The sequence below is a fragment of the Sphingomonas larreae genome (assembly GCF_051400595.1).
Classification (GTDB): Bacteria; Pseudomonadota; Alphaproteobacteria; order Sphingomonadales; family Sphingomonadaceae; genus Sphingomonas.
This window is the reverse complement of record NZ_JBLFFI010000001.1, coordinates 1391121-1403244: the sequence shown is the minus strand read 5'-3', so window position 1 is coordinate 1403244 and position 12124 is coordinate 1391121. Positions and strand designations below refer to the sequence as shown.

General features: G+C 69.3%; 10 protein-coding genes. 3 read left to right on the top strand and 7 right to left on the bottom strand.

Going from position 1 to position 12124, the window contains the following annotated elements:
- Positions 1–7: 7 nt before the first annotated feature.
- Positions 8–952 (bottom strand): tyrosine recombinase XerC, encoded by a 945-nt coding sequence (locus tag ACMGDM_RS06375; RefSeq protein WP_436803257.1) that lies wholly within the window; start codon positions 950–952, stop codon positions 8–10.
- A 61-nt stretch (positions 953–1013) separates the two neighbouring features.
- Here ACMGDM_RS06375 and ACMGDM_RS06370 point away from each other — a divergent pair, with 61 nt between their 5' ends.
- The 3 genes from ACMGDM_RS06370 (at position 1014) to ACMGDM_RS06360 (ending at position 6362) form a co-directional block, all read left to right on the top strand.
- Entirely contained in the window at positions 1014–2471 is a 1458-nt protein-coding gene (locus ACMGDM_RS06370) for a diguanylate cyclase domain-containing protein (RefSeq protein WP_436803256.1), read from the top strand.
- 52 nt (positions 2472–2523) lie between these two features.
- Entirely contained in the window at positions 2524–4695 is a 2172-nt protein-coding gene (locus tag ACMGDM_RS06365; protein ID WP_436803255.1) for a primosomal protein N', read from the top strand.
- A gap of 137 nt (positions 4696–4832) precedes the next feature.
- Positions 4833–6362: a hypothetical protein gene (locus ACMGDM_RS06360; RefSeq protein ID WP_436803254.1), complete on the top strand. Its 1530-nt coding sequence runs from the start codon at positions 4833–4835 to the stop codon at positions 6360–6362.
- Positions 6363–6374: 12 nt separating this feature from the next.
- Here the strand turns inward: ACMGDM_RS06360 and ACMGDM_RS06355 are convergent, their stop codons facing one another.
- The 6 genes from ACMGDM_RS06355 to ACMGDM_RS06330 form a co-directional block, all read right to left on the bottom strand.
- Complete coding sequence (locus ACMGDM_RS06355) at positions 6375–6626, bottom strand: ATP synthase F1 subunit epsilon (protein ID WP_436803253.1); 252 nt, start codon at positions 6624–6626, stop codon at positions 6375–6377.
- A gap of 80 nt (positions 6627–6706) precedes the next feature.
- Positions 6707–7114, bottom strand: a complete 408-nt coding sequence (locus tag ACMGDM_RS06350) for a hypothetical protein (RefSeq protein WP_436803252.1) — start codon at positions 7112–7114, stop codon at positions 6707–6709.
- 36 nt (positions 7115–7150) lie between these two features.
- The gene (gene atpD / locus ACMGDM_RS06345; RefSeq protein ID WP_436803251.1) at positions 7151–8638 is read right to left on the bottom strand and encodes a F0F1 ATP synthase subunit beta; all 1488 of its coding nucleotides are present in this window, start codon (positions 8636–8638) and stop codon (positions 7151–7153) included.
- Positions 8639–8741: 103 nt separating this feature from the next.
- Positions 8742–9620, bottom strand: coding sequence for a F0F1 ATP synthase subunit gamma (locus ACMGDM_RS06340; RefSeq protein ID WP_436803250.1), 879 nt, complete (start codon positions 9618–9620; stop codon positions 8742–8744).
- A gap of 96 nt (positions 9621–9716) precedes the next feature.
- A complete protein-coding gene (gene atpA / locus ACMGDM_RS06335) occupies positions 9717–11246 on the bottom strand; it encodes a F0F1 ATP synthase subunit alpha (protein ID WP_436803249.1) in 1530 nt (509 codons plus the stop codon).
- 4 nt (positions 11247–11250) lie between these two features.
- Entirely contained in the window at positions 11251–11820 is a 570-nt protein-coding gene (locus tag ACMGDM_RS06330; protein ID WP_436803248.1) for a F0F1 ATP synthase subunit delta, read from the bottom strand.
- Positions 11821–12124 lie beyond the last annotated feature (304 nt).

Sequence of the window (12124 nt, the reverse complement as noted above, 5' to 3'; positions counted from 1 at the left end):
GATGCGCTCAGCCGCGCGGGTGCGCGGCGCGGTACACGTCCAGCAGGTGCGCGGCGTCAACGGCGGTGTAGATCTGGGTCGAGCTCAGGCTGGCGTGGCCGAGCAACTCCTGCAGCGCGCGCAGGTCGGCGCCGCGTCCGAGCAGATGCGTCGCGAAACTATGGCGCAGCGCGTGTGGCGTGGTGCGCTCGCCCAGCCCGAGCCGCGCGCGCGCGCCGCGCACCTTGGCGCGCACCACGCCGGGTGAGAGCGCGCCGCCCTTCACCCCGCGGAACAGCGGTTCGCGCGCGGTCAGCGGCCATGGGCAGCGCGCGGCATAATCCTCGATGGCGGCGCGCACATCGGGCAGCAGCGGCACCACGCGCGTCTTGCTCCGCTTGCCGGTCACGCGCAGCGTCTCGCCCAGCGGCAGCACCGCGCCGTTCAGCCCGACTGCCTCGCCGATGCGCAACCCCGCACCGTACAACAGCAGCAGTACCGCCCAGTCCCGCGCGGCGACCCAGGGCTCATCGCTCTCCTCCGCCACGTCGCGGGCGAGCGCGACCGCCTCGTGTGGCGCGACCGGCCGCGGCACGCCCTTGTGGACGCGGGGTCCGCGCAGCCGCGGCGCGGCGCGCGTGGTCCCATCACTGCGGGCAGCCCAATCCAGGAAGCCGCGCACCGCTGACAGTTCGCGCGCCGCCGAGGCGTTGCCCAGCCCGGTGCCGCTCGCCCCCGCGGTGCGCCGATGCGCAAGATAGGCGCGCAGGTCGCTCGCATCGACCGCCGACAGGGCGGCGCGGTCCACGGACCTTCCCCAATGCGTCGTCAGGAAGCCGAGCAGCCGTGTCGCGGTGGCGCGATAGGCGCGGACGGTATGCTCGGAGCGCCGCCGGTCGCGCGCGAGATGGATCGCCCATTCGTCCGCCAGGGTCAGCCGAACCGCCGCGCCGCCTTCCTCTTCTCGTCGCATTTCGCGTGCTTACTTCATGATGGAAAAGGTAAATTAACGTGCGACAACCATAAGGCCAGTCATGTCGACCTCCGCTTCTCTCACGGCACCGGCCGCCGAGTCGAGCCGCCTCGCCGCTTTGAACGCGCTGGCGCTTCTCGACAGCGAGCCGGAGAAGGAGTTCGACGCGCTGGTGGCGCTGACGGCGCAGTTGCTGGGCTGCCCGACCGCGCTTCTCAACCTCGTCGGTCGCGACCGGCTGTGGATCAAGGCCAGCACGCGGCCGACCGCGTCGCGCGAGATCCAGCGCGACATCGCCTTTTGCGACCGTACGGTGACGCAGCGCGAGATGGTCGTGGTCGAGGATCTCGCCGCCGATCCGCGCTTCGGCACCAGCCCGCTGGTGGTCGACGGCGGCATCCGCTTCTACGCCGGCGCCCCCGTCAACGTGCTGGGGCACGACGGCGAGCGCCACACCGTCGGCACCTTGTGCGCGGTCGATACCGCTCCGCGCGTGCTCGACGATGCCGCGCGGGCTGCGCTTAGTCACCTCGCTGCGCTGGCGGAAGCGCTGCTCGAGGCGCGGCGCACCGCGCTCAAGGCAATCCATATCGCCACCACCGGCGAGCAGCTCGTCACCCAGCTCGCGCGACAGGACCGCATCTTCCGTCAGGCCGAACAGATCGCGATGATCGGGTCGTGGCGGCTCTCGGTTGCCGACCAGACCCTCGAATGGTCAGACAATGTGTACCGCATCCATGGCCTGCCGCTTGGCATGAAGCCCGATCTGTCGCGCGCGCTGTCCTTCTACCCTGCGCATGCGCGGGACGGCATTGCGGCGACGGTCGAGGCCGCGATCGCGGAGGGCCGGCGCTTCGACTTCGAGAGCGACTTCATCACCGCCGACGGGCGCACGCTTCGGGTCCGATCAATGGGCGATCCCGAGATCGTCGACGGCGAAGTGGTCGGCATGATCGGCGTGTTCCAGGACATCACCGCCCGGCACGCGCTCGAGGTTCAGCTCCGCTTTGCCGCCGATACCGACGCGCTCACCGGACTTGCCAATCGCGCCGCCTTCGACCGCGCGCTCGACGGTGCGATGGCGCGCGCGCGGCGCAACGGTACGCCGCTGCACCTCGTGCTGATCGATCTCGACGGCTTCAAGGCGATCAACGACACGCTCGGCCATGGCGCCGGCGATGACGTGCTGCGGCTCACCGGCGCTGCGCTGGCCGAACCGTGGCTGCGCGGCGCGCTGGCGGCGCGGATCGGTGGCGACGAGTTCGCGCTGATCGTCGAGGATCCCGCGCTGATCGCGGATCTGGACGGGCTGCGCGAGCGCGTCGAGGCGGCGTTGCGCGTTGCCGTGGAGGCCAATGGCGTGACGATGACAAGCGCGGGCTCGGTCGGCATCGCGGCGTTTGATCAGGATTGCCACTCGTTGCGCGACCTGGCGCGCCGCGCCGACATGCTGCTGTACCAGGCCAAGCGCGCCCGCGTCGGGCAACGCCGCTTCGCGCCGCCACGCCGGGTGGCGTAACGGCGCCCGCGCCGGGCTTTCCGCCGACTCTGCGCTGCCCCATATGGCGCGCATGTCCACCCGCGCGCGCGTTCTCGTCCTCAACTCCGCGCTCGGCCCGCTCGACTATCGCGTGCCACGCGAACTCGCGGTCGAGCCCGGCTCGGTGGTGGTGGCGCCGCTTGGACCGCGTCAGCTGCTCGGCGTGGTGTGGGAGCCCGAGCGCCTGCCGTCCGACGCGGAGGTCGGTGACAACCGGCTGCGCAACCTCGTCGCTGTCGCCGACGTGCCGCCGCTCCGCGCACCGCTGCGCCGGTTGATCGAGTGGACCGCGGATTATTATCTCGCGCCGCCGGCCGCAGTGGCGCGCATGACTCTGTCGTCCAGCGCGGCGCTGGAGGGCGCACGCAGCGCGGTCGAGTATCGCGCCACGGGCCATGTTCCCGAGCGGCTCACCGCACAGCGTGCACAGGCGCTCGAGCGGATCGGCGATCGCCAGGGATTGATCCGTGAACTGGCGACGATCGCCGAGGTGAGCGACGCGGTGATCCGCGGGCTGGTCAAGAGCGGCGCGATCGAGGCGATCGAAGTGAGCATCGACAGCCCCTATCCGTGCCCCGATCCGGATCACGCGCCGCCCGCGCTTTCGGCGGAGCAGAGCGAGGCGGCGGCGACGCTGGTCGGCGCGGTTGAGGCCGCTGCCTTCCGGCCGATCCTGCTCGACGGCGTTACCGGTTCGGGCAAGACCGAGGTCTACTTCGAGGCGGTCGCGGCGGCACTGCGCAGCGGTAAGCAGGTGCTGGTGCTGCTTCCCGAAATCGCGCTGACCGAGCCGTTCCTCAAGCGCTTCCATGATCGCTTCGGCTGCGAGCCGGTGGCGTGGCATTCGGGGCTGCGCGCGACACAGCGGCGCCGTGCCTGGCGCGCGGTGGCAAGCGGCGAGGCCAGGGTGACGGTGGGGGCACGCTCGGCGTTGTTCCTGCCCTATGCCGAGCTCGGGCTGATCGTCGTCGACGAGGCGCACGAGACCAGCTTCAAGCAGGAGGATGGCGTCCATTATCACGCGCGCGACGTGGCGGTGATGCGCGGCCTGTTCGAGCGCTGCCCGGTGATCCTCGCCTCCGCCACCCCCGCGATCGAGACGCGCCATCAGGTCGCGCTCGGCACCTATGCGGAGGTCAGGCTGCCGGGCCGCTACGGCGTCGCCGAGATGCCCGCGATCGCCGCGATCGACCTGATCGAGGAGCCGCCCGAGCGCGGGCGCTGGCTCAGCCGGCGGCTGGTGGAGGCACTGCGGGAGACGCTGGGGCGCGGCGAGCAGTCGCTGCTGTTCCTCAACCGCCGCGGCTACGCCCCGCTGACGCTGTGCCGCACGTGCGGCCACCGCTTCCAATGTCCGAATTGTACCGCCTGGATGGTCGAGCATCGGCTGACGCGCCGGCTCGCCTGCCATCATTGCGGCCATATCGAGCCGGTGCCGCGGCTCTGCCCGGAATGCAGCAACGAGGACACGCTGGTTGCCTGCGGCCCCGGGGTGGAGCGGATCGCCGACGAGGTCGCAGCGCTGTTCCCCGAGGCGCGCACCGCGGTGGTGACCTCGGACACGATCTGGTCCCCGGCCAAGGCCGCCGAGTTCGTCGCGCGGATGGAGGAGGGCGCGATCGACATCGTCGTCGGCACCCAGTTGGTCACCAAGGGCTATCACTTCCCCAATCTGACGCTCGTGGGTGTGGTCGACGCCGACCTCGGGCTCGACGGCGGCGATCTGCGGGCGGCGGAGCGGACCTTCCAACAGATCCGCCAGGTGTCGGGTCGCGCCGGACGTGGCGCCAAGAAGGGGCAGGTGTTCATCCAGACGCACAGCCCCAAGGCGCAGGTGATGCAGGCACTGGTGACGGGCGACGCCGACGCTTTCTACACCGCCGAGACCGAGGCGCGGCAGGACGCGGGCGCGCCCCCCTTCGGCCGCTATGCCGCGATCATCGTGTCGAGCGAGGAACAGGCGGCGGCGCACGAAGTGGCGCGGCTGATCGCGCGTCATGCGCCCGAGGTGGAGGGGATGGCCGTCTATGGCCCGGCGCCGGCGCCGCTGGCGATGCTGCGCGGGCGCCACCGGTTTCGCCTGCTGGTCCATGCGCGGCGCGCGCTGGATGTGCAGGACGTGATCCGCGACTGGCTCGGCGTGCTGGACTGGCCGGCGAAGGTGCGCGTGGCGGTGGACGTCGACCCGTACAGCTTTCTGTGAGGCCGGCGCGGGTGAACAGCATGCGCCGCCGCATACGTCGGCTGACCGGATGCGGCGAAACCGAGCGGCTCGTCGCTTGAACCGATTGCGCCGCCTCCTAGGCTTTCGAGGTAGGACGATGGTGCGGGGGTAGCGGGGTGACACGCGGCTGGCGGCTGGGACTGGCGGGTTGGCTGGCGCTTTTGACGGCGGCGCCCGCCGGGGCGGCGTGGCAGGAGGCGAGTTCGGCGCACTTCCTGATCTATGCCGACGACGAGCCAGCGGAGGTGACCGCCTTCGCCACGCGGCTGGAGCGGTTCGACAAGGCGCTGCGCGTCATGCGCGGATTGCCGGACCCGCCGGTCAGTAAGGCGCAGCGACTGACGGTCTATGTTCTTCGGGACGTGCGGGCGGTGCAGCGGTTGCTCAGCTCGGACGATATCGCCGGCATCTATATGCCGCGCGTGGCGGGCGCCGTCGCGTTCGTGCCGCGCGATACCCACGAGCGCGGCTGGCTCGCGCTCACGCCCCAGGCGGTGCTGCTGCATGAATATGCGCACCATTTCATGTTCACTAATTGGGGCGACCGACCCTTTCCCGCTTGGTTCGTCGAGGGGTTCGCCGAGTTCAACGCGACCGCGATCTTCCAGTCTGATCGCCTGCTGTTCGGCGCGCCGCCGCTCTATCGCGCCGCGGGTTTGATCGACGTTGACGCGGTACCCGCGCGCGAACTGCTCGCGCCGTCGCCGTCGCGCCATATGACGTCGCAGCAGATGCAGACCTTCTACGGTCGCGCCTGGCTGCTGATGCATTATCTCACGCTCGGGAAGAAGGACCATTCCACTTTCTCGGCGTATCTCGAGGCGCTCGAGCACGGCACCGCAGCGGACGCGGCCAAGCTGCTGGGCAACCCGCGCCAGCTCGACGACGCGCTCAATCGCTATGCGCGGACGCGACTGCCGATGTTCGGGATGCGGGTGACCGACCTGCCGATCGGTGCCGTGACGGTGCGCGCGCTCACACCGGCGGGGTCCGCGATCATGCCGGTGCGGCAGCGCTCTCGTCGCGGCGTCGACGCGCGTGCCGCGGGCGGCGTGGCCGACGAAGCGCGCGAGATCGCCGCGCGCTTTCCCACTGAGCCGGTCGTGCAGGCGGCGCTGGCCGAGGCCGAGTATGACGCCGGCCACTTCGAAGCGGCTGATGCCGCGGCGGCGCGCGCGCTCGTCGCCGATCCGACGTGTCGCGACGCGCTGATGTATCGAGGGCTCGCGCAAGGCGCACTCGCCACGCGCGACCGGTCGCACGATCGCGAGCGCTGGCGCGCGATCCGCCGCTGGTTCCACGATGCCAACCGGCTCGACCCCGAGGACCCCTGGCCGCTCGTCGCCTTTTACCAGGCCTATGCGAGTTCGAGCGAGCCGATGAGCGCCAACGCCGAACAGGGGCTGGTCTATGCCTCTCAGCTCGCGCCGTTCGATCGCGCCCTGGCGATGACGGTGGCGGTGATGCACCTGCGGCATCAGCGCCGCGACGACGCGGCAGCCGCGCTGCGCCGCGTCGCTTATGATCCGCACGGCGGGAAGATGGCCGAGCTGGCGGCGTCGCTACTCGCCGCGCTGCAGGGAAGTGACGCCGCGGCGCTCGCCGCGCTGACCGCGGCGATTAAACAGGCGGGCGACCGCGAGTAAGCGGCGTGCCGCTCAGCCGGCGTGTTCGGCGAGGACGGTCAGTCCCTTGGCGTTCACTTCGGCGAAGCCGCCGCGGATCGCGATCGCCTCGGCTGCGCCGCCGGGCGTCTTCTGCACCAGCACCTCGCCGTCACGGATCGTCGACATGAAGGGGGCATGACCTTCGAGCACGGCAAAGTCGCCGTTGGTGCCGGGCACGGTGACCATATGCACCTCGTCCGAGCGGACGAGACGTTCGGGGGTGACGAGTTCGAAGTGGAGCATGTGCGTCTATGACCCTGAGAACGACGGTGTGAACGTGCAAGTGCCGGAGCCGGACCGGCGTCGCAAGGCGCAGCGACAATTCATAGCTTGAGTACCGCGATCAGCACTCCGGTGGCGGTGAAGATCGCCCCGACCAGCCAGGTGAGCAGCTGCGTCTTGGCCGCCTCGAGCCGCGCGGTCATCCGTTCCTCCAGCAAACGGAGATCGGACGCGCTCGAGGCGAAACCGGCGGGTTTCGTCTCGGCCTCATCGAATCGCGCGTCCATCCGCGCGAACCGCGCCTCCATTTCGGAGAACCGAGCGTCAATCGTCGATCCGAGCCGGTCGATCCGCGCATCAAGCCGCGCGCCGAGATGATCGAGGTCGCCCTTCGTCGCCGTCCCCTCGGCCATCGCGCGTCCGATCGCGGCGGCGATGGCCTCGGCCTGGTCCTGCGGCAGCGCCGCCGCGCGCAGGTCCTTTGCGATCGAGAGCGTGTCGATGCCCATGCTCCCGAGGGTAGCCGAGCACCGACACCGAGTCGATCAGGCGTCCTGCGCCAGCTTCTCCGCTTTGGCGACCGCCTCGTCGATGCCGCCGACCATGTAGAAGGCGGCCTCCGGCAGGTGGTCGTACTCGCCATTCACCACCGCCTTGAACGAGCGGATCGTGTCGTCGAGCTGGACGAACTTCCCCGGAATGTTGGTGAACACCTCAGCGACGTGGAACGGCTGCGACAGGAAGCGCTGGATCTTGCGGGCACGGCTGACCGTCAGCTTATCCTCCTCGGACAGCTCGTCCATGCCGAGGATCGCGATGATGTCCTGCAGCGACTTGTACTTCTGCAGCGTCTGCTGGACCGCGCGGGCAGTCTCATAATGGTCCTGCCCGACGATGCGCGGCTCCAGTACGCGGCTGACCGAGTCGAGCGGGTCCACCGCCGGGTAGATACCCAGCTCCGAGATCGCGCGGCTCAGGTTGGTCGTCGCGTCAAGGTGCGCGAACGAGGTCGCCGGTGCCGGATCGGTGAGATCGTCCGCGGGCACGTACACCGCCTGCACCGAGGTGATCGAGCCCTTGTTGGTCGACGTGATCCGCTCCTGCAGCGCGCCCATGTCGGTCGACAGCGTCGGCTGATAGCCCACCGCCGACGGGATACGGCCGAGCAGCGCCGACACCTCGGCGCCCGCCTGGGTGAAGCGGAAGATGTTATCGACGAAGAAGAGCACGTCCTGCCCTTCCTGATCGCGGAAATATTCCGCCATCGTCAGGCCGGCCAGTGCCACACGCGCGCGCGCGCCCGGCGGCTCGTTCATCTGGCCGAATACCAGCGCCACCTTCGACCCTTCGCTGACGGCGTTGCCGTCGGCATCCTTGGCGATCACGCCCGCGTCGAGGAACTCGTGGTACAGGTCGTTGCCCTCGCGGGTGCGCTCGCCGACGCCGGCGAACACCGACACGCCGCCATGGCCCTTGGCGATGTTGTTGATCAGCTCCTGGATCAGCACGGTCTTGCCGACGCCGGCGCCGCCGAACAGGCCGATCTTGCCGCCCTTGGCATAGGGGGCAAGGAGGTCGATCACCTTGATCCCGGTGACCAGGATCGCGCTCTCGGTCGACTGGTCGACGAAGTCCGGCGCCTTGGCGTGGATCGGCGCCGTCATCTCCGCTCCGACCGGGCCGCGCTCGTCGATCGGCTCACCGATGACGTTCATGATCCGCCCCAGCGTCTTGGGACCGATCGGCACGCGGATCTGGCTGCCCGTGTCGGTCACGGTCTGCCCGCGGGTCAGACCCTCGGTGGAGTCCATCGCGATGGTGCGGACGGTGTTCTCGCCGAGATGCTGCGCGACCTCGAGCACCAGCCGCTGGCCATTGTTGCTCGTCTCCAGCGCCGACAGGATCGCGGGCAGGTTGTTATCGAAGTGAACGTCGACCACCGCGCCGATCACCTGGCTGACGCGGCCCACGTTGTTGCTGCCCGATCCGGTAGTCCCGCTGGTCGGGCGAATGTCTTCGGCGAGGGTTGCCATCACATCTTTCCTTGGTTCGTCTGCCCCGATGTAGGCATGGAGCGGGTGAAGGTCACGGCCGACAGCCGCTCCTTCATGGTGGTGGTGCGGGTCACCCGCCGGGTCACAGCGCCTCGGCGCCCGAGATGATCTCCACCAGCTCGGTGGTGATCGCCGCCTGGCGCGCGCGGTTGTACTGGATGCTGAGCCGCTTGATCATGTCGCCCGCGTTGCGCGTGGCATTGTCCATCGCGGTCATGCGGCTGCCCTGCTCGGAGGCGGCATTCTCCAGCATGGCGCGGAAGATCTGGATCGCGACGTTGCGCGGCAGCAGGTCGGCGAGGATCGCTTCCTCGCTGGGCTCATATTCCACCGTCGCGTCGCCGGCATTGGCCAGCTTGGGCTCGCCGCGGTCAGGGATCGCGACCGGGATGATCTGCTGGCCGATCGGCAGCTGCACCAGCGCCGACTGGAACTTGGCGTAGAACAGGTGGGCGACGTCAAACTCGCCCGCGGTGTAGCGCGCGATCAGGTCGTCGGCGATCGCCTTGGCGTCGTCGAACGCGACGGTCTTCACCGTCGACAGATCGTGATCGACCTTGATCGCCTGCGGGTAGAAGCGGCGCAGCACGCGCCCCTTCTTGCCGGCGAGATAGAAGATCACGGTCTTGCCCGCGGCCTCCAGCTCCTCCGCCTTGCGGCGTGCGGCGCGGACGATGTTGGTGTTGAACGCGCCCGCCAGGCCGCGCTCCGAGGTGGCAACCACCAGCAGATGCACCTGGTCCTTGCCGGTCCCCGCCAACAGCGGTGAGGCGCCGACGCCGACGTTGCCGGCCAGGCTGGCAACGACCCCCTCGAGCCGCTCGGCATAGGGGCGGCCGGCAATCGCCGCCTCCTGCGCGCGGCGCAGCTTGGCGGCGGCGACCATCTTCATCGCCTTGGTGATCTTCTGCGTCGACTTGACCGAGCCGATGCGGATCTTGAGGGCCTTGAGTGACGCCATTTCCTGCCTTCTCGTGCTCCCGCGAACGCGGGAGCCCAGGGTTATTCAGCGGATCGTCCGTGGCACTGGGCTCCTGCGTCCGCAGGAGCACGCACCTCAGGCGAAGGTCTTCGCGAACTGGTCGAGCGCGCCCTTGAGCTTGCCCTCGGTGTCCTTGCCCAGCTCGCGCGAGTCGCGGATCGCGCCCAGCACGTCGGCATGGTCGTTGCGCAGGAACGCCAGCATCGCCGCCTCGTAGCGGGTCACGTCGGCGACCGGCACCTGATCGAGATAGCCGTTGGTGCCGGCGTAGATCGACGCGGTCTGCTCCTCGAACGGCATCGGCGAGAATTGCGGCTGCTTGAGCAGCTCGGTCAGCCGCGCGCCACGGTTGAGCAGCTTCTGCGTCGAGGCGTCGAGGTCCGAGCCGAACTGCGCGAACGCCGCCATCTCGCGATACTGCGCCAGCTCGAGCTTGATCGAGCCCGACACCTTCTTCATCGCCTTGGTCTGCGCCGCGCCGCCGACGCGGCTGACCGACAGGCCGACGTTGATCGCGGGGCGGATGCCCGCGAAGAACAGGTCGGTCTCGAGGAAGATCTGGCCGTCGGTGATCGAGATCACGTTGGTCGGAATGTACGCCGAGACGTCGCCCGCCTGGGTCTCGATGATCGGCAGCGCGGTGAGCGAGCCGTTGCCATTGGCGTCATTCATCTTCGCCGCGCGCTCGAGCAGGCGCGAGTGGAGGTAGAAGACGTCGCCCGGATAGGCCTCGCGGCCCGGCGGGCGGCGCAGCAGCAGCGACATCTGGCGATAGGCCACCGCCTGCTTCGACAAATCGTCGTACACGATCACGGCGTGCATCGCACTGTCGCGGAAATACTCGCCCATCGCGCAGCCGGTATAGGGCGCGAGGAACTGCAGCGGGGCGGGGTCCGAGGCGGTGGCGGCGACGACGATGGAATAGTCCATCGCGCCGTTCTCCTCGAGCGTGCGCACCAGCTGCGCGACGGTCGAGCGCTTCTGGCCGACCGCGACATAGACGCAGTACAGCTTCTTCGACTCGTCGGTGCCCGCGTTGGCGGTCTTCTGGTTGATGAAGGTGTCGAGCGCAATCGCCGACTTGCCGGTCTGCCGGTCGCCGATGATCAGCTCGCGCTGGCCGCGGCCAACCGGCACCAGCGCGTCGATCGCCTTGAGCCCGGTCTGCACCGGCTCGTGCACCGACTTGCGCGGGATGATGCCGGGTGCCTTCACCTCGACGCGGCTGCGCTGCTCGGCGACGATCGGGCCCTTGCCGTCGATCGGGTTGCCGAGGCCGTCGACCACGCGGCCGAGCAGGCCCTTGCCCACCGGCACGTCGACGATGGTGCCGGTGCGGCGGACGACGTCGCCCTCCTTGATCTCGGCGTCCGAGCCGAAGATCACGACGCCGACGTTGTCGGCCTCGAGGTTGAGCGCCATGCCCTGCACGCCGTTCGAGAATTCAACCATCTCGCCGGCCTGGACGTTGTCGAGCCCGTAAATGCGCGCGATGCCGTCACCGACGCTCAGCACCTGGCCGGTCTCGGACACCTGGGCCTCGGTGCCGAAGTTGGCGATCTGGTCCTTGATGACCTTCGAGATTTCTGCGGCGCGGATATCCATGTGGTTAGCCCTTCATCGCGCTGGCGAGCGCATTCAAACGGGTACGGATCGAGGAATCGATCATCTGGGAGCCGATACGGACGACAAGCCCGCCGAGGATCGCCGGATCGACCTCGAGGTCGACCGACACCTCGCGGCCGACGCGGCGGCGCAGCTGCTGCTTGAGCTCGTCGACCTGCTCGGCGGTGAGCGGGTGCGCGCTGGTCACTTCGGCAGTGGTCTCGCCGCGGTGACGCGCCGCCAAGGTGCGGAAGGCGCGGATGATCTGCGGCAGCTGTGCGAGCCGGCGATTCTCCGCGAGCACCCCCAGGAAGCTGCGCGTGGTGGCGTCGACGCCGATCGAATCGGCCGCGGCGACCACCGCGCGCACCGCGTCGCGCCGCGCCACCACCGGAGAGGCGATCAGCGCGCGGAAGTCGGATGATTCGGCGAGCGCATCACGCACCGCGGCGAGGCTGCGCTCGACCTGGTCGACCGCCTTGGCCTCCACCGCCAGATCGAACAGCGCGCTCGCATAACGCCCGCCGAGGCTGGCCTGGATGCTGCTGCCCTGATTACCGCTGGAGCTCTCCACGCGATCCACTTTCCTCGCAAAAACCAAGGGTGTCGACCCCATGCGACCGGGTGGCGCGCGACGGCGCCTGCGCTTGGGGTAGCGGCGCGCGTAGCAAAGGGTTGCCAAGGATGCAACCGGAGCGGGTCGGCGTGTTGAACATGATCAACGTGACGCGAGGAGTAAGCGGGTTCGGGCGCAAGGCACGGGATGCGGTCGGGCGCCAAACGGCATATAGTCCAGCGGACATGGTCGAGACGGCGGGTGATGGCACCGCTGCGGCTGAACTCGAGCGAGATGGCCCATGGCTCACGCGTCGTCCCCG

Coding starts and splice junctions, on each gene's coding strand:
- ACMGDM_RS06375 (WP_436803257.1), bottom strand. CDS start 952: ATGCGACGAGAAGAGGAAGGCGGCGCGGCGGTTCGGCTGACCCTGGCG.
- ACMGDM_RS06370 (WP_436803256.1), top strand. CDS start 1,014: ATGTCGACCTCCGCTTCTCTCACGGCACCGGCCGCCGAGTCGAGCCGC.
- ACMGDM_RS06365 (WP_436803255.1), top strand. CDS start 2,524: ATGTCCACCCGCGCGCGCGTTCTCGTCCTCAACTCCGCGCTCGGCCCG.
- ACMGDM_RS06340 (WP_436803250.1), bottom strand. CDS start 9,620: ATGGCGTCACTCAAGGCCCTCAAGATCCGCATCGGCTCGGTCAAGTCG.
- atpD (WP_436803251.1), bottom strand. CDS start 8,638: ATGGCAACCCTCGCCGAAGACATTCGCCCGACCAGCGGGACTACCGGA.
- ACMGDM_RS06350 (WP_436803252.1), bottom strand. CDS start 7,114: ATGGGCATCGACACGCTCTCGATCGCAAAGGACCTGCGCGCGGCGGCG.
- ACMGDM_RS06355 (WP_436803253.1), bottom strand. CDS start 6,626: ATGCTCCACTTCGAACTCGTCACCCCCGAACGTCTCGTCCGCTCGGAC.
- atpA (WP_436803249.1), bottom strand. CDS start 11,246: ATGGATATCCGCGCCGCAGAAATCTCGAAGGTCATCAAGGACCAGATC.